Origin of the sequence: Paraburkholderia sp. UYCP14C (assembly GCF_004197395.1) — a bacterium.
In the GTDB taxonomy this organism is placed as follows: domain Bacteria; phylum Pseudomonadota; class Gammaproteobacteria; order Burkholderiales; family Burkholderiaceae; genus Paraburkholderia.
This window is the reverse complement of the sequence record NZ_SELS01000003.1, coordinates 195,098-218,113: the sequence shown is the minus strand read 5'-3', so window position 1 is coordinate 218,113 and position 23,016 is coordinate 195,098. Positions and strand designations below refer to the sequence as shown.

The window sequence follows — 23,016 nt, the reverse complement described above, 5'->3', positions numbered from 1 at the left end:
CGGGGTTTTTTTGCGATCGGGCAGCGGTCGGCTCGCGCTTATTCGGCGAGCGCCGCGACCGGCTCGGTGCCGGCCGCTTCGGCGAGTGCGAGCGCCTTGTCGGTGGCTTCCCACGTGAATTCCGGCTCTTCGCGGCCGAAGTGACCATACGCCGCGCTCTTCTCGTAGACCGGACGCAGCAGGTCGAGCATCTGGATGATGCCCTTCGGACGCAGGTCGAAATGCTGGCGCACGAGTTCCGTGATCGTCGCATCCGACACGCGGCCCGTGCCGAACGTGTTGACCATCACCGAGGTCGGCTGGGCGACACCGATCGCGTACGACACCTGGATCAGGCAACGCGATGCGAGGCCCGCGGCCACGATGTTCTTCGCGACGTAACGGCCGGCATAAGCTGCCGAGCGGTCCACCTTCGACGGATCCTTGCCCGAGAACGCGCCACCGCCGTGCGGTGCCGCGCCGCCGTACGTATCGACGATGATCTTGCGGCCCGTCAGACCGCAATCGCCTTGCGGACCGCCGATCACGAAGCGACCGGTCGGGTTCACGAGGAACTTGATGTCACCCTTGATCAGTTCGGCAGGCAGCGTCGGCTTGATCACTTCCTCGATCACCGCTTCACGCAGCGTGTCGAGCGCGATGTCCGGCGAATGCTGGGTGGACAGCACGACGGTGTCGATCGCATGCGGCTTGCCGTCGACGTAGCGCACGGTGACCTGCGACTTCGCATCCGGACGCAGCCAGGGCAGACGGCCGTCGCGGCGCAGATTCGCCTGACGCTCGACGAGACGATGCGACAGGTGGATCGGCAGCGGCATCAGTTCCGGGGTTTCCTCGCACGCGTAACCGAACATCAGGCCCTGGTCGCCCGCGCCTTGATCGAGGTTGTTGTCGTGCGCGCGGTCGACGCCCTGGGCGATGTCCGGCGACTGCTTGTCGTAAGCGACGAGCACCGCGCAGCCGCGGTAGTCGATGCCGTAGTCGGTGTTGTCGTAGCCGATGCGCTTGATCGTGTTACGCGCGATCTGGATGTAGTCGACGTTCGCGGTGGTGGTGATTTCACCGGCCAGCACGACGAGACCCGTGTTGCACAGCGTTTCGGCCGCAACACGCGAGTACTTGTCTTGAGCGAGGATGGCGTCGAGGATCGCGTCCGAGATCTGGTCCGCGACTTTGTCGGGATGGCCTTCGGAAACGGATTCGGAAGTGAAGAGATAGTCGTTTGCCACGTTGCAGACTCCTGTTAGTGGTTACGGTTGCGTTCCACGTAGCCGACTTCGGGAGTCTGAAGCGGCGACGCTTTAGCGGATTACATTACCGATGGACGCTGAACCCATGAAACCCATGGACCGCACCCGCCGGCTTCGCCCCGCAAGTTGTCTATTAACTCGGCGAAGCCCTTATTATAGCGACTTCCCTTGAAAGTCACAGAGTGTCCACGAGTGCGGTATCACGCCAATTTTTCCGCTCCCCCCAATTTCACCCGCTGCAGCGCCGCGCGCCCGGAGGCTGCATGCTGAGCCGCTACGGCGCGAAGCTCGCGATCGGGCTGCTCAAACTCTTTGCGCTGTTGCCGTATGGATTCGTCGCCCGTCTCGGTGACGGGCTCGGCTGGCTGCTCTACCAGATCCCGAGCCGTCGCAAGCGCATCGTTCATACGAATCTGAAGCTGTGCTTTCCCGACTGGAGCGACGAGCGCCGCGAGGACGTCGCGCAGAAGCACTTCCGTCACGCGATCCGCAGCTATCTCGAGCGCAGCGTGCAGTGGTTCGGCTCGGCGAAGAAGCTCGAAAAGCTGATCCAGCTCGACAGCGCGATCGACCTGACGGACCCGAACCTGCCGCCGACGCTGTTTCTCGGCTTTCATTTCGTCGGCATCGAGGCCGGTTCGATCTTTCTGAACTACTCGCTGAAGCGCCAGTGCGGCTCGCTGTATCAGCCGATGTCGAATCAGGAGCTCGAGGGAGTCGCGAAAGCGGCGCGCGCGCGTTTCGGCGCGGACATGGCGAGCCGCGCGGATAGCGCGCGCGTCGTGCTGCGCTGGCTGCGCGAACGCAAACCGGTGATGCTCGGCGCGGACATGGACTATGGCGCGCGCAATTCGACGTTCGTGCCGTTCTTCGGCGTACCGACCTGCACGCTGACTGCTGTCGGTCGTCTCGCGAAGGTCGGGCACGCGCAGGTCGTGCCGTTCATCGGCGAAGTGCTGCCGAACTACAAGGGCTACCGGCTCAAGGTCTTCAAGCCTTGGGACAACTATCCGACCGGCGACGACGACGTCGATGCGCGACGCATGAACGAATTTCTCGAGGAGCAGATCCCGCTGATGCCCGAGCAGTATTACTGGGTGCACAAGCGGTTCAAGACGCGGCCGCCGGGAGTGCCGGGGGTGTATTGAGAGTGCCACCGGGATCTTTTGCGGTCGCCGGCTCCTGGCTGGGCCGGGATAAAAATAGATCGACTGCAATCGGTCCTCGTGGTGCGCTCGAAACGAGCGTATAGACGAACTCTTGACCCAGGCTCCCGGCAATCAAAGCACGTCGAATCATGGCCGGGACGCGGCATCACGGCCCCTTGCCCGCCATACCGTTTCAGATGTGCCAACGTGTATCATCTGCTATTGGCCCGGCACGGCTCGAATGGGTAATTCACCCCACGGCCGGCGAGGCCCGGATTTTCGGCTTCGCCAGCACACGCGAGGCCCTACGCGGCAACGGATACACGGAAAACGTGAAGCTCAAATTCACCAAAATGCACGGCGCGGGCAACGACTTCGTCGTGCTCGACGGCTATACCCAACCGGTTGATCTGACCACGGCGCAGGTGCGCGCGCTCGCCAACCGCCATTTCGGCGTCGGCGCCGATCAGTTGCTGCTGGTCGAAAAGCCGACCGTCGAAGGTGTCGATTTCAGATATCGCATCTTCAATTGCGACGGCGGCGAGGTCGAGCACTGCGGCAACGGCGCGCGCTGCTTCGTCAAGTTCGTGCGCGAGCGCGGCCTCACCAGCCAGCGCAGCGTGCGCGTGCAAGTCCAGAAAGGCACGATCACGCTGACGATGCAGGACAACGGCGAGGTGATCGTCGACATGGGCACGCCCGTGTTCGATCCCGAGCTCGTCCCCTTCGCGACCAAGGGCCTGCAAGGCCGCCGCGAAGGCGCGGATACGCTCTGGCCGCTCGACGTGAACGGCACGACGCGCTGGATGTCGGTAGTGTCGATGGGTAATCCGCACGCGGTGCAGGTCGTCGACGATGCCGAGGCGTTCCCGGTACTGGTCGAAGGTCCGTCCATCGAAAGGCACACGCGCTTCCCGCAGCGGGTCAATGCGGGCTTTATGCAAATCGTCAAGCGCAACGAGATCAGGCTGCGCGTCTACGAACGCGGCGCGGGCGAAACGCTCGCGTGCGGCACCGGCGCGTGCGCGGCGGTCGCGGCCGGTATCCGCCGCGGGCTGCTGGATTCGCCGGTGCTCGTGCATACGCATGGCGGCGATCTGACCATCACGTGGGACCTCGCGCAACAAGGCGCACCGCTGCTGATGGCCGGCCCCGCGGCCACCGTCTTCGAAGGCGAAATCGAGTTGGCGGAAGAGGCGTCGGGCGCGTTGCCGGATTCGTCGCAGCACGATCCGTCCAGCCCGGCCGCCGTGACGCCCTCCGTCTAACCCATTGACCGACGCGCCGCCGCGAGGCGGCCATCCCGTAGTCTTCCAGACGAAACCATGAACGATCGCGAAGTCTCCGAATACCTGCTGGCCAATCCCGAATTCTTCGTCGAACACGCGGAAACGCTTGCGACGATCCGGCTTGCGAACCCGCACGGCAAAGCCGCGGTGTCGCTGCAGGAGCGGCAGATGGAGATGCTGCGCGACAAGAACAAGCATCTCGAGCGGCGTCTTGCCGAGTTGCTGCGCTACGGTCACGAGAACGACAGCATCGCGTCGAAATTCAATCGCTGGACCATCCGCGTGATGGCCGAGCGCGATCCGTACGCGCTGCCGCGCACGATCGCCGGCGGTCTGCTCGACATCTTCGACGTGCCGCAAGCGGCGCTGCGTGTGTGGGACGTCGCCGAGCCGTATGCGCAAGCCGACTTCGCGCGCCACGTCAGCGAGGAAGTGCGCATTTTCGCGGGCAGCCTCAGCACGCCTTACTGCGGTGCGAACACCGGCTTCGAGGCCGCGCAGTGGCTCGCGCAAGCGGCGAGCGTATCCAACCCGGCAACGAGCACGGCCGACGACCACGGCGTCACGCCGAGCGACACGGCGCAGACCACTGAATCGATCGCGCTGCTCGCGCTGCGCGACCCCGAAGCTGCCGAAGATGCGCCGACGTTCGGGCTGCTCGTGATGGGCTCGTCCGACCCGCGACGCTTCCACGAAGGCATGGCCACCGATTTCCTCACGCAGATCGGCGCGCTCGCGAGCGCCGCGCTGAGCCGGCTGCTGCCGCGCTGAGCCGCGCCACGCAACGTCACCTCGCACCGTGACCGCCGCCGATCCGATCGCCACCTACCTGTCGCATCTCGAGCACGAGCGGCGGCTGTCGGCACATACGCTGCGCGGTTACACGCACGAGCTCGCGGAGCTGAAGCAGCTCGCCAAAGGCCGGCCGCTCGAAAGCCTCACCGCCGTGGACATCCGCGGCGCCGTCGCGCGCGCGCATGCGGGCGGTCTCACCGCGCGGTCGATCGGCCATCGGCTGTCGGCGTGGCGCGCGTTTTATCGCTGGCTGGCGGGCCACGTCGAGCTGCCGGCCAACCCGGTCGCCGCGGTGCGCGCGCCGAAGCAGGCGAAAACGCTGCCGAAGGCGCTTTCCGTCGACGACACCGCGCGCCTGATGGACAGCCCGCCCGCCGACTCCCCCGAAGGGCTGCGCGATCACGCGATGCTCGAGCTGTTCTACTCGTCGGGCCTGCGCCTCGCCGAACTGGTCGGCCTCGACGTGCGGTTCGCCGACGTCGACGGCCATCGCTCGGCCGGCTGGCTGAAGCTCGATTCCGGCGAAGTCGAAGTGCTCGGCAAAGGTAACCGGCGCCGCGTCGTGCCGGTGGGCAGCCAGGCGGTCGCGGCGCTGAACGCCTGGCTCGCGGTGCGCGACCAGATGGTGCGCCACGATCCGCATCCGCTCTTTCTGTCGGCGCGCGGCAACCGGCTCTCGCCGAACGTCGTGCGCGACCGCGTGAAGCGCGCGGCGCTCGCCGCCGGCATTCCGGCCAATGTGCATCCGCACGTGCTGCGCCATTCGTTCGCGACGCACGTGCTGCAGTCGAGCGGCGATCTGCGCGCGGTGCAGGAATTGCTCGGCCACGCGAGCATCACCGCGACGCAGGTTTATACGGGCCTCAATTTCCAGCACCTCGCCCACGTCTACGACAACGCGCATCCTCGCGCCAAGAAACGCAACTGATCTCGCGAGTGACGCCGCGCGCGACCACGCGCCGCCTTCGCTTGCACCTTACCGATACCTGATGAATACCGTAACGCTCAAACCGTCGAAAGAAAAATCGCTGCTGCGCCGCCATCCGTGGGTTTATGCCAATGCGATCGAGCACGTCGACGGCCGTCCCGCACCCGGCGCGACCGTGCTGGTGCGCGCGCATGATGGCCGCTTTCTCGCGCGCGCCGCCTACAGCCCGCACTCGCAGATCCGCGCACGCGTGTGGAGCTTCGACGAAGCCGAACCGATCGATCACGCGTTCTTCAAGCGCCGCGTGCAGCGCGCGTTTGCGCATCGTCAGGCGATGGTGCGCGACACCGGCGCCGTGCGGCTGATCTTCGGCGAAGCGGACGGTCTGCCCGGCCTGATCGTCGATTACTACGTCGCCGAGGACGCGGATCAGCGTAGCCAGCTCGTCTGCCAGTTCATGGCGGCCGGCGTCGAAGCGTGGAAAGACGCGATCGTCGCGGCGCTGGTCGGCGCGACCGGCTGCCCGAACGTCTACGAGCGCTCGGACGTATCGATCCGTCAGAAGGAAGGGCTCGAGCAGATCACCGGTGTGCTCGCGGGCGAGCCGCCGTCGGAGAAGCTGATCGCGAGCGAAAACGGCGTGCGCTATCACGTCGACGTGCGCAACGGCCACAAGACCGGCTTCTATGTCGATCAGCGCGACAACCGCCTGCTCGTGCAGCAGTTCGCGCAAGATCGCGACGTGCTGAACTGCTTCTGCTACACCGGCGGCTTTTCGCTCGCGGCGCTCAAGGGTGGCGCGAAGCGCGTGGTGTCGGTCGATTCGTCCGGTGAAGCGCTCGCGCTCGCGCAGCAGAACGTCGCGGCCAACGGCTTCGACGCCGGGCGCGCGAGCTGGCTCGACGCGGATGCGTTCAAGACGCTGCGGCGTCTGTACGACGAAGGCGAGCGCTTCGACCTGATCGTGCTCGATCCGCCGAAGTTCGCGCCGTCGCGCGAGCACGTGGACCGCGCGTCGCGCGCGTACAAGGACATCAATCTGACGGGCCTGAAGCTGCTGCGTCCGGGCGGACTGCTGTTCACCTACTCGTGTTCGGGCGCGATCGATCCCGAGCTGTTCCAGAAGATCGTGTCCGGCGCTGCCGCCGACGCGCGCGTCGACGCACGCATCCTGAAGCGCCTTGGCGCGGGCGTCGATCATCCGCTGCTTACGGCGTTCCCCGAAGGCGAGTATCTGAAGGGGCTGCTGTTGCAAATCGCCTGATCGCCCTTATTTTGTGGGTGACTGCGCGTGCCGGCGGCGGCAGTGGCCAGCCTCCGCGCAGGCGGCCACGAGACGGCCACAGCGCGGCCGCCTCTGCGCCCGCCAGGCAAATATGTTTCAATAACCGGCTGGACAGGGCCGCGCGCCATCCGGCTGCGGCGGCCGGCCTAACGCATCTGGCTAGCCTTGCGCTAGCGTCCGATCACGCACCGTTTCACGACTTACAGGCGACCCACATGATTCCAGTCACGATCCTGACCGGCTTTCTCGGCAGCGGCAAAACCACCCTGCTCAAGCGCATCCTGAACGAAAAGCACGGCATGAAGATCGCCGTCATCGAGAACGAGTTCGGCGAAGAGAACATCGACAACGAGATCCTCGTGCAGGACACCAGCGAGCAGATCATCCAGATGAGCAACGGCTGCATCTGCTGCACGATTCGCGGCGACCTGTCGCGCGTGCTCAACGATCTGGCCGCGAAGAAGCAGGCGGGCGAAGTGGACTTCGACCGCGTCGTGATCGAAACCACCGGCCTCGCGAATCCGGGCCCGGTCGCGCAGACCTTCTTCATGGACGACCAGATCGCCAGCGAATTCCTGCTCGACGCGATCATCACGCTGGTCGACGCGAAGCACGCGAACCATCAGTTGGACGAGCACGAAGTGGTACAGCGCCAGGTCGGTTTCGCTGACCGCCTGTTCATCACGAAGGCCGATCTCGTCGACGAGCGGCACGTGGACGATCTGCGCCACCGTCTGCTGCACATGAACCCGAAGGCGGCGATCAAGGTCGTCAATTTCGGCGAGGCGAACATCAAGGAAATTTTCGACCTGCGCGGCTTCAACCTGAACTCGAAGCTCGAAATCGATCCGGACTTCCTGGCCGAAGACGAACACGCGCACAGCCACGCGCATGCGCACGACGAGCACGGCCACACGCACGGCGACCATGACCACGATCACGCCAACTGCGATCACGACCATGGCCAGTGCGATCACGAAGGCCACGATCATGGGCATCACCACCATGCGCACCACGACGACAAGATCAAGTCGTTCGTGTATCGCAGCGATCGTCCGTTCGATCCGAACAAGCTCGAAGACTTCCTCGGCGGCATCCTGCAGATCTATGGCGAGCACCTGCTGCGCTACAAGGGTGTGCTGTACATGAAGGGTGTGGATCGCAAGGTCGTGTTCCAGGGTGTGCATCAAATGATGGGCAGCGACCTCGCCGCGAAATGGCAACCGGCCGAGAAGAAGACCAACAAGATGGTGTTCATCGGCATCGAACTGCCGCGCGACCTGATCACCGACGGTCTCGACGCCTGCCTCGCCTGAGCGGGCGCAGCGCCGTCACCCACGCAAGCCCCGGAGAAAGCCCACGGCATGCCGCGCGCAGCGCGGCATGCGTCGTGCTACTTAGATTGCGCCGGGACGCCCGTCGCCGACTGCGCGGGCGTAAATCCTCTGCTGAAACTCCGACTTTGCGGCGCCGAGACCGCTCGAAAGCGGCCCATATGAAAAACGCGTGAAAACCCTGCTGTATTAAAGCGTGCACGACCATCGCTTTTTGGCTTTGTGCGCGTTATATTTTCGGGATATCGCAGCGCCGCAGGCAGATTTTCAGCAGTTGCGGTAGCGGATTGTGATTCAGTTACAATACGTGCCCACTGGAGAATGACAACGAATTGCCCGGTCGCGCGTATCCCGCGACGGGCCAGAAACGGCGCCGGAAAATCTTGTCCGGAGACACGCCAAAAACGCCGGCGGGCACAGCCTGAAAGGGCATGCGCTGGTCGGCGAGCGATGCCTCAGGAGCATGTGTGAATCGGTTTCCAGAGGAGTTCGGCCCCGCAGCGGCGTAGCTAGCAATGCCCGGTGTGTGGGCGCCAGACGCTTCGGCGTCACGACAGTCCAACGTTCGTGGCCACCCTGCGCTGCGCGTCCGCGCGACGCGTTTGCGGGCAATACGAAAGTGCGGGCACTATGAGTTTTGCCTCACATTGAAGAAGTAAGCCAGATGACGACGAAACGACTCTTGACCGAAGCCGAAATCCTGAAGATGAGCGACAAGGATTACATGAATGAGGATCAGCTCGCCTTCTTCAAGAACAGGCTCGAACAGTTGCAGGCGGACATTCTCCGCAATGCCGGCCAGACGACCGAGAATCTGCGCGAAACGGTCATCGTGCCGGATCCGGCCGATCGCGCGACGATCGAGGAAGAGCATGCGCTCGAACTGCGCACGCGCGACCGCGAGCGCAAGCTGCTGAAGAAGGTGCAGCAATCGATCGCGCGAATCGAGGCGGGCGACTACGGCTGGTGCGAAGAAACCGGCGAGCCGATCGGCATTCCGCGTCTGCTCGCGCGGCCGACGGCCACGCTGTCGCTCGAAGCCCAGGAGCGCCGCGAACTGCGCCAGAAGCTGTTCGGCGACTGATTAGCTGCGGCGCGGCTTCGGCCTGGCGCCCACCAAAACGCTGCTTCGTCGAGAGGCGCACGGTGAACCGTGCGCCTTTTCTTTTTGCGCGACGTCCGCGCAAGCTCCGCCGTCCCTCCCGTCCCGCCGCCCCTTTCCACCTCTTTTCTCAGGCTCCCTGAGCGGATTTTCGGTTTTTCGTCCTATGCCTTCCGGCAGATCTTGATATGACCGCGCGCGCCCTAAAATACGTCCGACATGCGCTCACGAGCGCGCCGGCCGGCGCGCCGTCCGCTGACTGGATTCATGCGGTGGCGCGCAGCGCTGCCGCGTCCTACCCGTTTTGCAAAGAGGAACGCATATGGAGCAATTTCACGGCACGACGATCGTCTCCGTACGCCGCGGTGACAAGGTCGCGCTCGGCGGCGACGGCCAGGTGACGCTCGGCAATATCGTCATGAAAGGCGGCGCGAAGAAGGTCCGGCGCATCTACAACGGCAAGGTGCTGGTCGGCTTCGCCGGCGGCACGGCGGATGCCTTCTCGCTGCTCGACCGCTTCGAGGCGAAGCTGGAAAAACATCAGGGCAATCTGACACGCGCGGCCGTGGAGCTCGCGAAAGACTGGCGCACCGACCGCATGCTGCGTCGTCTCGAAGCCATGCTGATCACCGCGGACGCGACCACCACGCTCGTCATCACCGGCAACGGCGACGTGCTCGATCCCGAAGGCGGCATCTGCGCGATCGGCTCGGGCGGTGCGTACGCCCAGGCGGCCGCGAAAGCGCTGGCCGACAACACCGAGCTGTCGCCGCGCGACATCGTGGAGAAGTCGCTGGAAATCGCCGGCGACATGTGCATCTACACGAACCATAACCGCGTCATTGAGACGATCGAGTAAGGACCCATCGATGAGCACCATGACCCCCGCCGAGATCGTCTCCGAACTCGACAAACACATCATCGGCCAAGGCCGCGCGAAGAAAGCCGTCGCCGTCGCGCTGCGCAACCGCTGGCGCCGTCAGCAGGTCGACGAACCGCTGCGCCAGGAAATCACGCCGAAGAACATCCTGATGATCGGACCGACCGGCGTCGGCAAGACCGAAATCGCGCGGCGTCTCGCGAAGCTCGCGGACGCGCCGTTCATCAAGATCGAAGCGACCAAGTTCACCGAAGTCGGCTACGTGGGCCGCGACGTCGACAGCATCGTGCGCGACCTGATCGAGATCTCGGTCAAGCAGACCCGCGAAACCGAAATGCGCAAAGTGCGGACCAAGGCCGGCGATCTGGCCGAAGACCGCATCCTCGACATCCTGCTGCCCACCGCACGGCCGGTCGGCTTCGGTTCGAGCTCGAGCTCGACCGACACCGCCGACGAAGGCGGCACGACGCGTCAGACGTTCCGCAAGCGCCTGCGCGAAGGCCAGCTCGACGACAAGGAAATCGAGCTCGACGTCGAGCAGCCGCAGGTCGGCATGGACATCATGGGGCCGCCGGGCATGGAAGACATGACCGAGCAGATCCGCTCGATGTTCGCCAACATCGGCGGCGGCAAGAAGACGCGCCGCAAGATGAAGGTCAAGGAAGCGCTGAAAGTGCTGACCGACGAAGAAGCCGGCAAGATGCTGAACGACGAAGAGGTGAAGGCCAAGGCGGTGCAGAACGTCGAGCAGAACGGCATCGTGTTCCTCGACGAAATCGACAAGATCGCGTCGCGCAACGAAGCGGGCGGCGGCGAAGTGTCCCGTCAGGGTGTGCAGCGCGACCTGCTGCCGCTCGTCGAAGGTACGACGATCAACACCAAGTACGGCATGGTGAAGACCGATCACATCCTGTTCATCGCGAGCGGCGCGTTTCATCTCGCGAAGCCGAGCGATCTGATTCCGGAGCTGCAAGGGCGCTTCCCGATTCGCGTCGAACTCGATTCGCTGTCGGTCAAGGACTTCGAATCGATCCTCGTGTCGACCGATGCGAGCCTCGTCAAACAGTACCAGGCCCTGCTCGCGACCGAAGACGTGCACCTCGAATTCGCCGACGACGGCATCCGCCGTCTTGCCGAAATCGCGTACTCGGTCAACGAGAAGACCGAGAACATCGGCGCGCGGCGTCTTTATACGGTCATCGAAAAGCTGCTCGAGGAAGTGTCGTTCTCGGCCGGCAATCATTCGGGCCGTGCCGTGCAGATCGACGCGGCGTATGTCGATCGCGCATTGAACGAAGTCGCGGAAGACGAGGATCTGTCGCGCTACGTGCTGTGATAGGTGCGGCGACAGCGCGACGCGCTGATGCATAAAAAACGGGCTGCCTTCGCATAGGCAGCCCGTTTTGTTTTGTGCCGCCCAACCCGCGGCGGCATCGCATCGAATAGCGGACGCCGCGCTGGACGATTGCGGCCTACTGCTTCACCGGCCGCTTCGCCAGCTTGCGCTGCAACGTGCGCCGATGCATGTTCAACGCGCGCGCGGTCGCGGAGATATTGCCGTTGTGTTCGGCGAGCACACGCTGGATATGCTCCCATTCGAGCCGCGCCACCGACAGCGGCTGCGGATGCTCGATCGCCTCCTCGGCCTGCAACGCGCTCGCCTCGCTTTGCAGCGCCGACAGGATCGTCTCGACGTTGGCGGGCTTCGCGAGATAGTTGTCGGCGCCGTCCTTGACCGCCTGCACCGCGGTGGCGATGCTCGCGTAGCCGGTCAGCACGAGCATGCGCGCATCGGGCTGCAGATCGCGTAACGGCGCCACGAGCGTAAGACCGGAGTCGTTGCCCAGATGCAGGTCCACGGTGATCTCGCTGAACTTCTGCTGATTCGCGAGCCGGATCGCCTCGTCCGCGTTGTGCGCTTCGCTCACCGTGTAGCCACGCCGCGTCAAGCCGCGCGCGAGGATGCCGGAGAACACTTCGTCGTCGTCGATCACCAGAAAATTCTTTTCGCTCATGCCTGTTTCTCCGTGTTGGATGGCGCGGCGCCTTGTGGGCTCGCTCCGGAAATCCTGCGCGCGACGTGCGGCAACCGCAGCACCGCGCGTGTGCCGCGCGCCCGCCCGCCGTTGGCGTCGGCCAGCTCGATCGATCCCTTCAGACGCGCCGCCGCCGAAAACGCCAGATACAGGCCGACGCCGTGGCCGCCCTGCGTGCTGTTCACCGGCATCGAGCCGAGCGAGCCCCGTAGCGCGACCGGAATGCCCGGACCGTGGTCGCACACTTCGAACACGATCTGATCGCCGCGTGGCGCGAGCGTGCAGGACAGCGTCACGTGATCGCGGCTCGCGCGCGCGGCGTTGTCGAGCAGGATCGTGAGTATCTGGCCCACCGCCACCGTGTCGTTGAGACTGACATCGGCGGGCGGCGTGCCGATCCGCTCGAACGTCACGTGCGGATGGCGCAGGCGCCATTGCTCGGCGAACGAATCGAGCCATTCGCCGATCGGCTGGCGGTTCGTCGTGGTCGTCGCTCGGCTGCGCAAGCGCGCGAGCGCCGACGTGCACAGCGTCATCTGCGTCTCGAGCAGTTCGAGATCGGCGCGGTAGGGCGCGAGTCCCGCGTCGGAGCGCGCCGCGTCGCGCAACTCTTCGGACAGCATCGCGATTGTAGACAGAGGGGTGCCGATTTCGTGAGCCACGGTGGCCGCCTGCACCCCGAGCGCGACCGCCCGTTCGTCCTGGAGCAAGCGCTGCTGCGCTTCTCCAAGCGCTGCGTCACGTAGCCGCAGGGCCCGCGACATGCGCGCGACGAACCACGCGATCAGCCCCACGCTGACCATGAAGTTGACCCACATGCCCGAGCGGTAGTAGTCGAACAGGTTGGCGGGATTCTCGAGATTGAGCGGAACGGAAGCGAAACTGAGCACGGCGTAGCAGGCGACCGCAAACGCCGCGAGCCAGGCCATCAGATACCACGGCAGCACCGCCGCCGCGATCGCGAGCGACGGCAGGTATAGCGACACGAACGGGTTGGTGGTGCCGCCGGACAGGAACAGCAGCGCCGACAACGCCCCGAGATCGACCCAGATCTGCCCGAACAGCTCCATGTTGGACTCGGGACGCTGCTGCGACACGCGCCACCACGTGAGCGCGTTGAACAGCACTTCGAGCCCGATCACGAGCAGCATTGCGGGCAACGGCAGATTGGCGCCGATGAAGATCTGCACGACCGCGATCGTCAGCAGCTGACCGATGATCGCGAGGCTGCGCAGCCAGAACAGATGACCGAGATTGACGCGGCCGGTGTTGGTTATACGGTGCATGACCCTAGTCTACCCGTTCGGAAACGTCTGGCTGACCGCGGCCGAGTGCCGGTAACATGACTGTCTTCGAAGTAGCATTGCGCGCCGCCAGGCTTCATCGACGACTGTTCCGAGCCATCCCTTCATGCTGCCCACCGTCATTCGCGAAGCCGACGCTTCGTCCGCATTCCTGACTTTTCTGCGCGCTGCCGCCACGGCCCGCGCCAGCGGTGCCACGGCAGACGAAGCCCGTTGCATCGACGCCGCGGCCAAACTGCATCCGCTCGACGGCGGGTCGCTCGACGCGCTGATCGCCGCATGGCTCGCGCAGCAGCTTCATGCGCAGGCGATCGAACTCGCCGCCATTATTGCCCAACTCGATGCGGGGAGCGCCGTCGCGCACTTCCGCGCCGGCTACACGCTGCAGATGGCCGGGCGGCACGCGGACGCGCTCGTCCCGTATCGTCGCGCGCTGACGCTCGATCCCGCGCTGCCGCAACTACGCAACAATCTCGCGAGCGCGTTGTCGCTCACCGGCGGCGACCTGAACGAACAGCTTGCACTGCTCGAAGCTGCGACTCGCGATGCCCCCGACGATGGCAACGCATGGGTCAATCTCGCCAACGCGTATCGCCAGAATCTTGATCTGCCGCGCGCGCTCGAAGCCGGCGCGCAGGCCGTGCGGTGCGCGCCCGCCAGTCCGCTGGCTCACAACAACTATGCGCTGACGTTACGTGAAGCGCAACGCTGGGACGACGCCGAACAGGCCGCCACGACGGCCTGCGAACTCGCTCCACAGGATCCGGCGATGCGCTCGAACCTCGGCATGCTGCAACTTTTGCGTGGTCGATACGCCGAGGGGTGGCCGTCGCACGAGGCACGCTGGGACGGTTCGAAGGAACTCGGCGGCAACCGTCCCGTGATGCCCGCGCCGCTGTGGCGCGGCGAGCCGCTCGCCGGCAAGACGCTGCTCGTTTGGGGCGAACAGGGGATGGGCGACGTGCTGCAGTTCAGCCGCTATATCCCGATGCTGGCCGAGCGTGTGCACCGCGAGGGCGGCCGCGTGCTGTGGAATTCGTTTCCGCAGATGGGCGCGCTGCTCGCGCGAAGTCTCGGCGCTCATGTCGACGGTTTCTCGTCCGGCGGCGGCGTCGAATCGCTGCCGCCGATGGACTATGAAATTCCGCTGCTGAGCCTGCCGCTGATCTTCGACACCCGCGAAGCGACCATTCCCGCCGCGCCCTATCTGTTCGCCGACGCGGCAGCGCGCGAGGCGTGGCGCCAGCGCGTTGCCGGCGAACGCGGCCTGAAGGTCGGGCTCGCCTGGACCGGCAGCCGCGGACATCAGCGCAACCCGTTTCGCAGCGTCGGCTGGCAGCGCTATGCGGCGCATTTCGCCGGCATCAGCGGCGTCACGTTCTACTCGCTGCAGCCGGGCGCGGCCGCCGAGGTCGCCGCCGCCCGCACGGCCGGTCTGCGCATCATCGATCACACCGCGAGCCTCGCGACTTTCGACGACACCGCCGCATTCGTCAGCGCGCTCGACCTCGTGATCACCGTGTGCACGTCGATCTCGCATCTAAGCGGCGCGCTCGGTCAGCGCACGTGGGTGCTGCTCGACGTCAATCCGCATTGGGTTTGGTTGCTGGAGCGCGGCGACAGCCCGTGGTATCCGAGCGCCACGTTGTATCGGCAGCCGCGGTTCGGCGAATGGGAGCCGGCGCTTGAAGCGTCTGCGCGCGATCTGCGGGCTCTGGCGGCGCAGCATCGCGGCGCGTAGGCAGGTTTCAGATCAGCCGCGGACAGACGCGGCGATCACGGCTGCTGCTCCCCACTCGCCTCGCGGGTCGCCTGTGCGATCTCCGCGGCGAGACATTGCGGGCACAGGCACCCGCTACCCGGCTTCAGCCGCCCGGCCGGCAGCGGCGGCAGAGCGCGGCACCAGCACGGGGACGACGTCTCGCCCCGCATGCCGCAATCGAAGGCATTGCCGCAGCGCGGACAGCGCGCGCTGCGTTCGGAGCGGGCAGAAGACGATTTCATTGCTGATGGGCGCATAAGCGCTGGGGACATCGGTCAGACCATGATGCCATGACTGATGCGCCTAAGTGCAGTCGTCCGTTCGGCCAATGCACAGCCGTCACGCAAGTGCGTTACGCTTGCTGTTCGCCGCGCCCCCGTGGCCGGTCATGGTGCGGTACGCAATGCCTGCACTGCCCGTCGCGCGCGCCGCTGCCGAAAACCCTGTTGCAGCGCGCCAGTCCTGTACAATTCGCGCTGTTTTAACTGTTCCGTGCCCGAGCCTGCCGCCATGTCCGAGCTTCCCGATCTCTCGCAGATTGCGCCTACCCTGAAAGCCGAAATTCTGGCCGAGGCGCTGCCTTACATCCGCCAGTATCACGGCAAGACCGTGGTCATCAAATACGGCGGCAACGCCATGACCGAAGAGCGTCTGAAGCAGGGTTTCGCGCGCGACGTGATTCTGCTGAAGCTGGTCGGCATCAACCCGGTCATCGTGCACGGCGGCGGTCCGCAAATCGACCAGGCGCTTAAGAAAATCGGTAAACAGGGCACGTTCATCCAGGGCATGCGCGTCACCGACGAAGAGACGATGGAAGTCGTCGAATGGGTGCTCGGCGGCGAGGTGCAGCAGGACATCGTGATGCTGATCAACCACTTCGGCGGCCACGCGGTCGGCCTGACCGGCAAGGACGGCGGCCTGATCCACGCGCGCAAGATGCTGATGCCGGATCGCGACAATCCGGGCCAGTACGTCGACATTGGCCAGGTAGGCGAAGTCGAGTCGATCAACCCGGCGGTCGTGAAGGCGTTGCAGGACGACGCGTTCATTCCGGTGATCTCGCCGATCGGCACTGGCGAAGACGGCCTGTCGTACAACATCAACGCGGATCTCGTCGCGGGCAAGCTGGCAGTCGTGCTGAACGCCGAGAAGCTCGTGATGATGACCAACATCCCCGGCGTGATGGACAAGGAAGGCAACCTGTTGACCAATCTGTCGGCGCGCGAAATCGACGGTTTGTTCGAAGACGGCACGATCTCCGGCGGCATGCTGCCGAAAATCTCGTCCGCGCTCGATGCGGCGAAGAGCGGCGTGCGCTCGGTGCACATCATCGACGGCCGCATCGAGCACTCGGTGCTGCTCGAAATCCTGACCGAACAGCCGTTCGGCACGATGATCCGCTCGCATTGAGCGTTGCGGCATCCCCGGCACAGGCGTTGCGCCACTGCGGCGCGACGCCGGTGCCCCACCTCGCGGCCGCCAGTCTATGCGGGCCCCCGAGCGTCGAGGCGGCAAACGCTCCGCATCTGTATCCGCAGCATGAAACGCCCGGCAGCGGCTGAAGACCTCCACCATGCGCACCCCCACTACGCGGCGCCGCCGTCCTGACATCGCGGGCGGCAAGCCAGTCTGGCTGTTCGATCTCGACAACACGCTGCACCACGCGTCGCATGCCATTTTCCCCGCGATCAATCGCGGCATGACCCAGTACATCATCGACGCGCTGCACGTCGACATCGACGAAGCCAACCGTCTGCGCACCGGCTACACGCTGCGCTACGGCGCAGCACTGCTCGGTCTCACGCGCCATCATCCGCTCGACGCGCACGACTTCCTGAAGTTCGTGCATACGTTCCCCGACCTCGGTTCGATGATCCGTCACGAGCGCGGCGTCGCGCGCCTGGTGGCGGCGCTGCCGGGCCGCAAGATCGTGCTCACCAACGCGCCCGAAACTTACGCGCGCGCGGTGCTCGCCGAGTTGCGCATCGAGCGCCTGTTCGAGCGCGTGATCGCGATCGAGCACATGCGTGATCGCCGTCAGTGGCGCGCGAAGCCCGATCACGCGATGCTGCGCCGCGCGATGCGCGACGCGCGCGTGTCGCTGAAAGACGCGATCCTCGTCGAGGACACGCGTTCGCATCTGAAGAACTATCGGCGGCTCGGCATCCGTACCGTCTGGATCACCGGGCACCTGCCGCGCAAGCCGCACGCCGACGGCGTACCGACGCGCCTGCCGGGCACCGGCCGGCCGCATTATGTCGACCGCAACATTCGTTCGCTAAAATCGCTACGACTGGGCACGCGCTCGGTTCGATGGAAGGGACGCAAGCCGGGACCGTAGGGACGAAAGCCGCCAACACATCAGCCGGGGGACGACAGCCATGCAGCCGACCGACAAGCCTGACGAAGCTTTAGCCGCAGTCTCCCCCGCGGCGCCCGCTGCGACACGCGCGCCGCGTCCGAAGCCCGGCGAGCGCCGCGTGCACATCCTGCAGACGCTCGCCAGCATGCTCGAGGCGCCGAAGAGCGAAAAGGTCACCACGGCCGCGCTCGCCGCCAGGCTCGGTGTGTCGGAAGCTGCGCTGTACCGCCATTTCGCCAGCAAGGCGCAGATGTTCGAAGGCCTGATCGAATTCATCGAGCAGACGCTGTTCGGACTCATCAACCAGATCACCGGTCGCGAAAGCAACGGCGTGCTGCAGGCGCGCGCGATCACGCTGATGCTGCTCAACTTTCCTGCGAAAAATCCCGGCATGACGCGCGTGCTGACCTGCGAGGCGCTGGTCGGCGAGCATGAACGGCTGACCGAGCGCGTGAACCAGATGCTCGAACGGGTCGAGGCATCGCTGAAGCAGTGCTTGCGGCTCGCGCAGAGCGAAGCGCCTGCCCGCGCGGATAACGATGCCACGGACAACGCCGACCGGCGGACCGCGCAGCAGTCCAATGCACTGCCTCCCGGCTACGATCCCGCGATTCGCGCGAGCCTGCTGGTGAGCTACGTGATCGGCCGCTGGCATCGCTATGTGCGCAGCGGCTTCGCGCGGCCGCCCTCCGAACACGCGGACGAGCAACTGCTGTTGATCCTCCAGTAGTCCGCGAGCACGCGCTCCCTTCGCGCCGTTGCCGCGCGGAATTTTCCGCTATACTTTGCGACTGACGCCGCCGCGATCCTATGATGCATAAAGGAGCGCGCCCAGGCATCCCGAACACGTTGCACCCGGTTTCACACCCTTTCACGCGCCGATTTGCTGACTCGATTGCGGGCGCGCGAACCCAAGGCCCAAGGCCCGCGGTTCACTATAAATGCGGCTAAAGAGGTCGTCAGCTGCGCACACCGCTCTTCTCCTCGTGCTTCGCCGACGCCGTTTAGCCGCCCTGTTGACTCAATGGCGGAATGAATGGACTCCATCGGCATCGTCGCTCCCCAAAAAATGCATTTCACCGAGCCGCTGCCATTGCGCAACGGCAGCACGCTCGCAGGCTACGACCTGATGGTCGAAACCTACGGCACGCTCAATGCCGCGCGCAGCAACGCGGTGCTCGTGTGCCACGCGCTGAACGCATCGCATCACGTGGCGGGCGTGTACGCCGACAATCCGAAGGACATCGGCTGGTGGGACAACATGGTCGGCCCGGGCAAGCCGCTCGATACCGACAGGTTCTTCGTGATCGGCGTGAACAACCTCGGCTCGTGCTTTGGCTCGACCGGCCCGATGAGCATCGACCCCGCCACCGGTAAGCCGTATGGCGCGACGTTTCCGGTCGTCACCGTCGAAGACTGGGTCAATGCGCAGGCGCGCGTCGCCGACGCGTTCGGCATCACGCGCTTCGCCGCCGTGATGGGCGGCAGCCTCGGCGGCATGCAGGCGCTCGCGTGGAGCATGATGTATCCGGAGCGGGTCGCCCATTGCATCGTGGTCGCGTCGACGCCGAAGCTGTCCGCGCAGAACATCGCGTTCAACGAGGTCGCGCGCTCGGCGATCCTGTCGGACCCCGACTTCCACGGCGGCAACTACTACGCGCACGGCGTGAAGCCGAAGCGCGGCCTGCGCGTCGCGCGGATGATCGGCCACATCACGTATCTGTCGGACGACGACATGGCCGAGAAATTCGGCCGCTCGCTGCGTCGCGCGGAAGGTGCGCTCGACGACTACAACTTCAGCTTCGACGTCGAGTTCGAAGTGGAATCGTATCTGCGCTATCAGGGCGACAAGTTCGCCGACTACTTCGACGCGAACACCTACCTGCTGATCACGCGCGCGCTGGACTACTTCGATCCGGCCAAGGCCTTCGACGGCGATCTGACCGCCGCGCTCGCGCACACCACCGCGAAGTACCTGATCGCGAGCTTCTCGACCGACTGGCGTTTCGCGCCGGCTCGCTCGCGCGAACTGGTCAAGGCGCTGCTCGACCACAAGCGCACGGTCACCTACGCCGAAATCGACGCGCCGCACGGCCACGACGCCTTCCTGCTCGACGACGCGCGCTATCACAACCTGCTGCGCGCCTACTACGAACGCATTGCCAACGAGGTCAACGCATGAACCAGCGAGCACTTGATTACCTGGCATCGCGCCCGGACTTCCGCGCGATCGCCCGCTGGGTCGAACCGCGCTCGACCGTGCTCGATCTCGGCTGCGGCGACGGCTCGCTGCTGTCGCTGCTGAACGAGGAACTGGACGTGCAGGGCTACGGCATCGAGATCAACGACGCCGGCGTGCTCGCCGCCACGCAGAACGGCGTCAACGTGATCCAGCAGAATCTCGAAGACGGCCTGCGCCTGTTCGAAGACGGCAGCTTCGATTTCGCAGTGCTGTCGCAAACGCTGCAGACCATTCATCAGACCGCGGCGATCCTGCGCGAGACGGTGCGCGTCGGCAAGCAATGCATCGTGTCGTTTCCGAATTTCGGCTACTGGGCGCATCGGCTGTCGGTGCTGCAGGGGCGCATGCCGGTGTCGAAGTCGCTGCCTTATCAATGGCACAACACGCCGAACGTGCGTGTGCTGACGATCAAGGACTTCGAAGCGCTCGCGCCCGAAGTCGGCATCGAGATTCTCGATCGCGTCGTGCTGCACGACGGACAGGTGGTGCGTTGGGGCGTGAACTGGCGTGGTAGTCTTGCGGTCTATCGCGTCAAGAAAAGCTAACGTCACTTATCCACATGTCGAACCCGCCGCACGAGGCGCCCGCACTTACCGCTCACGAAGAACATCCCGGCTGGCGCGCGTTTTTGAATACGCGCATGCTGATTTGCGTTTTTCTCGGCTTCACGTCGGGATTGCCGCTATTTACGCTCGTCTACCTCGTGCAGGCGTGGCTGCGTTCGGAAGGCGTGAATCTGAAGGAAATCGGCCTCTTTGCGCTGATCCAGTTTCCGTACACCTGGAAATTCGTCTGGGCACCGCTGATGGACCGCTACGTGCCGCGCCTGCCGGGCTGGCGGCCCGGCCGACGGCGCGGCTGGATGCTGGTCACGCAATTGCTCGTGGCCGGCGCGATGGCGACACTCGGATTCGTGTCGCCGCGCGAATCGATCTGGACCGTCGCCGCGCTGACCGCTCTGGTCGCGTTTTTCGGCGCGAGCTCCGACATCGTGATCGACGCTTACCGGCGTGAATTGCTCAGCGACACGCAGCAGGGCCTCGGCAACGCGGTGCACGTGAACGCGTACAAGATCGCGGCGCTCGTGCCCGGTTCACTCGCGCTGATCCTGTCCGATCATCTGCCGTGGAGCACCGTGTTCATCGTGACGGCCGCGTTCATGCTGCCGGGCGTTCTGATGACGCTGGTGGTGCGCGAGCCCGAGGTGCACGGCAAGCCGCCGAAAAATCTGCGCGAGGCGATCGTCGAGCCGTTCAGGGAATTCATTCAGCGCGACGGCTGGCGCGGCGCCCTGTTCGTGCTCGGCTTCATCTTTCTCTACAAGCTCGGCGATACGATGGCGACCACGCTGTCCACGTCGTTCTTCCTCGACATCGGCTTTTCGCGCACGCAGATCGGCGTGATCGCGAAGACCACCGCATTCGGCGCGAGTCTCGCCGGGGGCATCATCGGCGGAATCTGGTTGATGAAGATCGGCATCGGCCGCGGCTTGTGGATTTTCGGTTTGCTGCAGATGGTGTCGACGCTCGGCTTCGCGTGGCTCGCGCATCTCGGCCCGGATTCGCCCGGACTCGCCGCGATTTACGACATCGCCGTCGCACTGAGCCAGGGGACGACGAAGCTGCTGTCGCTCGTCGGCATCGACTGGAGCGTGCAGCTCGATCCGCGCTCGGTCGCGCTCGCGCTCGTTTACGGCTTCGAGACCTTTGCCACCGGCCTCACGATGGCCGCGTTCACCGCGTATATCGCGAGCACCACCGACCCGCGCTACACCGCGACGCAGTTCGCGCTGTTCACGAGCCTCGCGTCGGTGCCGCGCACGCTCGCGTCGGCGGCGAGCGGCTACGTGGTCGCGCGCATCGGCTGGTTCGACTACTTCGTCCTCTGTACCGCGCTCGCGGTGCCAGGCATGCTGCTGCTGTGGCGTATCGCGCCGTGGAGGGAGCAGTCGTGAAGGTGCCGTTTCCGACTCGCCCGCGCGGCCTCGGACTCAGCGCCGTTTGGGTGCTCGGCTGCGCGAGCGTCGCGCTGGCGATGCCGGCGGGCGCCTATGCGGCTGGCGCGGCAGCGACCGGCGCCAGCCCGGTGAGCGGCGCGCAAGCTCCCGCGCCGACATCTGCCGCCGCGGCCTCGAGCGCTGCGACGCCCAACCCGGCGCCGACGCCTGCGGCCAAATCGGCGACAAGCGGCGCCAGCGCGGAAAACGCGACCTCGGCGACAGCCGGAAACAGCGGCAACACCAGCGCCGGGAGTGCCAATTCCGGCGCGAATAACAGCACCGCCACCGGCGCCAACGCCGGTGCCCCGAGCTCGCCCAGCGCGAGCGGCAGCGCACCGAGCGCCGCCACTTCCGGCCCCGTGCCGCAATCGGCGCCGCAGTCCGCGCAACCGCCCACCACCAAAGCGCCCGCCGCGGCACCGGCCGCCGCGACATCGGGCGCCGCCGCATCGGCTCCCGCGGCGGTCCCGCCGCCCTACTACGTGAGCCCGCAACTGCGCTATGGCGGCTACATGGTGTTCCGCAACCTGATCCCGTCGTCGATGCTCGAAGCGCAGGCCGCCGAGGAATTCAGCCAGATCGTCTACGGCGCCAGCCACGCGAACCGCCTGTACGGCGACACGGATGCGCGCGTGACGCGCGTGCGCTCGATCATCGACCGGATGATTCCGTACTCGCTGAAATGGAACGAGCGAGCCAAGGGCTGGAAGTGGGAAGTCGCGGTGGTGCGCTCGAACGACATCCGCACGTACTGCCTGCCGGGCGGCAAGATCGTCGTTTATAGCGGGATACTCGATCGCGTGCGCCTGAACGACAACGAGGTCGGCATGCTGATCGGTCACGAGATCGCGCACGCGTTGCGCGAGCACGCGCGCGTGCGGCTCGGTCAGTTGCAGGCGAGCCAACTCGATTCGTCCGGCACGATCCCGCAACTATTCGGCCTCGCCGATCTGGGCATGGCGCCGCTCGGCATCGGTTCGCGTCTGCTGGAAATGAAGTACGAGAGCACCGACGAAACCGAAGCCGACGTGATCGGCAGCGATATCGCGTCGCGTGCCGGCTTCGATCCGCGCGCGGCGGTCACGCTGTGGGACAAGCTCGCCCAGGCGACGCGCGGCAATCGCGAGCAGGGCTTCATCTACGTGCACCCGTACACCCCGGCGCGCCGCGACGACATCGTCAAGCGGCTGCCGGACATGCTGCAGCTCTACGCGAAGGCAGTCGGCAAGAGCGTCGACGAGTTGCCCGATTACGCGGGCATCGGCAGGCCGACCCGCAAGCCCGTGCGCGACTGATACAA

21 protein-coding genes are annotated in these 23,016 nt (G+C 65.3%); 17 read left to right on the top strand and 4 right to left on the bottom strand.

Going from position 1 to position 23,016, the window contains the following annotated elements; all coding sequences use genetic code 11:
* Positions 1-38 precede the first annotated feature (38 nt).
* Positions 39-1,229, bottom strand: coding sequence for a methionine adenosyltransferase (gene metK / locus EVC45_RS04105; RefSeq protein WP_129956754.1), 1,191 nt, complete (start codon positions 1,227-1,229; stop codon positions 39-41).
* A 284-nt stretch (positions 1,230-1,513) separates the two neighbouring features.
* On the opposite strand from metK, the gene EVC45_RS04100 reads away from it, so the two are divergent.
* From EVC45_RS04100 to hslU, 9 genes are all read left to right on the top strand, one after another.
* Positions 1,514-2,398 carry a lipid A biosynthesis lauroyl acyltransferase gene (locus tag EVC45_RS04100; protein WP_129956753.1) on the top strand — a complete coding sequence of 295 codons (885 nt, stop codon included), beginning with the start codon at positions 1,514-1,516 and terminating at the stop codon, positions 2,396-2,398.
* Between the two features lie 332 nt (positions 2,399-2,730).
* Positions 2,731-3,666 (top strand): diaminopimelate epimerase, encoded by a 936-nt coding sequence (gene dapF / locus EVC45_RS04095; protein WP_129956752.1) that lies wholly within the window; start codon positions 2,731-2,733, stop codon positions 3,664-3,666.
* A gap of 57 nt (positions 3,667-3,723) precedes the next feature.
* Positions 3,724-4,458 (top strand): DUF484 family protein, encoded by a 735-nt coding sequence (locus EVC45_RS04090; RefSeq protein ID WP_129956751.1) that lies wholly within the window; start codon positions 3,724-3,726, stop codon positions 4,456-4,458.
* A gap of 28 nt (positions 4,459-4,486) precedes the next feature.
* Positions 4,487-5,410 (top strand): tyrosine recombinase XerC, encoded by a 924-nt coding sequence (gene xerC, locus EVC45_RS04085; protein ID WP_129956750.1) that lies wholly within the window; start codon positions 4,487-4,489, stop codon positions 5,408-5,410.
* A gap of 61 nt (positions 5,411-5,471) precedes the next feature.
* Positions 5,472-6,674, top strand: a complete 1,203-nt coding sequence (locus tag EVC45_RS04080; RefSeq protein ID WP_129956749.1) for a class I SAM-dependent rRNA methyltransferase — start codon at positions 5,472-5,474, stop codon at positions 6,672-6,674.
* A 236-nt stretch (positions 6,675-6,910) separates the two neighbouring features.
* Positions 6,911-8,011 carry a GTP-binding protein gene (locus EVC45_RS04075; RefSeq protein ID WP_129956748.1) on the top strand — a complete coding sequence of 367 codons (1,101 nt, stop codon included), beginning with the start codon at positions 6,911-6,913 and terminating at the stop codon, positions 8,009-8,011.
* Between the two features lie 682 nt (positions 8,012-8,693).
* Positions 8,694-9,113 carry an RNA polymerase-binding protein DksA gene (dksA, locus tag EVC45_RS04070; RefSeq protein ID WP_008923580.1) on the top strand — a complete coding sequence of 140 codons (420 nt, stop codon included), beginning with the start codon at positions 8,694-8,696 and terminating at the stop codon, positions 9,111-9,113.
* 340 nt (positions 9,114-9,453) lie between these two features.
* Entirely contained in the window at positions 9,454-9,990 is a 537-nt protein-coding gene (gene hslV, locus EVC45_RS04065) for an ATP-dependent protease subunit HslV (protein WP_129956747.1), read from the top strand.
* Positions 9,991-10,000: 10 nt separating this feature from the next.
* Positions 10,001-11,347 carry an ATP-dependent protease ATPase subunit HslU gene (gene hslU / locus EVC45_RS04060; protein ID WP_129956746.1) on the top strand — a complete coding sequence of 449 codons (1,347 nt, stop codon included), beginning with the start codon at positions 10,001-10,003 and terminating at the stop codon, positions 11,345-11,347.
* A gap of 136 nt (positions 11,348-11,483) precedes the next feature.
* Here hslU and EVC45_RS04055 read toward each other — a convergent pair whose 3' ends face one another.
* Both EVC45_RS04055 and EVC45_RS04050 read right to left on the bottom strand, forming a co-directional pair.
* Positions 11,484-12,026 carry a response regulator transcription factor gene (locus EVC45_RS04055; RefSeq protein ID WP_018419102.1) on the bottom strand — a complete coding sequence of 181 codons (543 nt, stop codon included), beginning with the start codon at positions 12,024-12,026 and terminating at the stop codon, positions 11,484-11,486.
* The gene (locus EVC45_RS04050; RefSeq protein ID WP_129956745.1) at positions 12,023-13,333 is read right to left on the bottom strand and encodes an ATP-binding protein; all 1,311 of its coding nucleotides are present in this window, start codon (positions 13,331-13,333) and stop codon (positions 12,023-12,025) included. The genes EVC45_RS04055 and EVC45_RS04050 overlap by 4 nt, the downstream gene beginning before the upstream one ends.
* Positions 13,334-13,457: 124 nt before the next feature.
* Between EVC45_RS04050 and EVC45_RS04045 the strand changes: the two genes are divergently transcribed.
* A complete protein-coding gene (locus tag EVC45_RS04045) occupies positions 13,458-15,092 on the top strand; it encodes a tetratricopeptide repeat protein (protein WP_211193364.1) in 1,635 nt (544 codons plus the stop codon).
* 35 nt (positions 15,093-15,127) lie between these two features.
* Here EVC45_RS04045 and EVC45_RS04040 read toward each other — a convergent pair whose 3' ends face one another.
* On the bottom strand, positions 15,128-15,355 hold the full coding sequence (locus EVC45_RS04040) for a cysteine-rich CWC family protein (protein WP_129956744.1): 228 nt from the start codon (positions 15,353-15,355) through the stop codon (positions 15,128-15,130).
* A gap of 268 nt (positions 15,356-15,623) precedes the next feature.
* On the opposite strand from EVC45_RS04040, the gene argB reads away from it, so the two are divergent.
* The 7 genes from argB (at position 15,624) to EVC45_RS04000 (ending at position 23,011) form a co-directional block, all read left to right on the top strand.
* Positions 15,624-16,523 carry an acetylglutamate kinase gene (gene argB, locus EVC45_RS04035; protein WP_129956743.1) on the top strand — a complete coding sequence of 300 codons (900 nt, stop codon included), beginning with the start codon at positions 15,624-15,626 and terminating at the stop codon, positions 16,521-16,523.
* Positions 16,524-16,686: 163 nt separating this feature from the next.
* Entirely contained in the window at positions 16,687-17,454 is a 768-nt protein-coding gene (locus EVC45_RS04030) for a pyrimidine 5'-nucleotidase (protein WP_129956742.1), read from the top strand.
* Positions 17,455-17,494: 40 nt separating this feature from the next.
* Positions 17,495-18,205, top strand: a complete 711-nt coding sequence (gene slmA, locus EVC45_RS04025; RefSeq protein WP_129956741.1) for a nucleoid occlusion factor SlmA — start codon at positions 17,495-17,497, stop codon at positions 18,203-18,205.
* A gap of 306 nt (positions 18,206-18,511) precedes the next feature.
* Positions 18,512-19,657: a homoserine O-acetyltransferase gene (locus EVC45_RS04015; protein WP_129956740.1), complete on the top strand. Its 1,146-nt coding sequence runs from the start codon at positions 18,512-18,514 to the stop codon at positions 19,655-19,657.
* Positions 19,654-20,262: a methionine biosynthesis protein MetW gene (gene metW, locus EVC45_RS04010; RefSeq protein WP_129956739.1), complete on the top strand. Its 609-nt coding sequence runs from the start codon at positions 19,654-19,656 to the stop codon at positions 20,260-20,262. The genes EVC45_RS04015 and metW overlap by 4 nt, the downstream gene beginning before the upstream one ends.
* 14 nt (positions 20,263-20,276) lie before the next feature.
* Positions 20,277-21,671: an AmpG family muropeptide MFS transporter gene (locus EVC45_RS04005; protein WP_129956738.1), complete on the top strand. Its 1,395-nt coding sequence runs from the start codon at positions 20,277-20,279 to the stop codon at positions 21,669-21,671.
* The gene (locus tag EVC45_RS04000) at positions 21,653-23,011 is read left to right on the top strand and encodes a M48 family metallopeptidase (RefSeq protein ID WP_129956737.1); all 1,359 of its coding nucleotides are present in this window, start codon (positions 21,653-21,655) and stop codon (positions 23,009-23,011) included. Before EVC45_RS04005 ends, EVC45_RS04000 begins: the two co-directional genes overlap by 19 nt.
* The last annotated feature ends 5 nt before the right edge of the window (positions 23,012-23,016 follow it).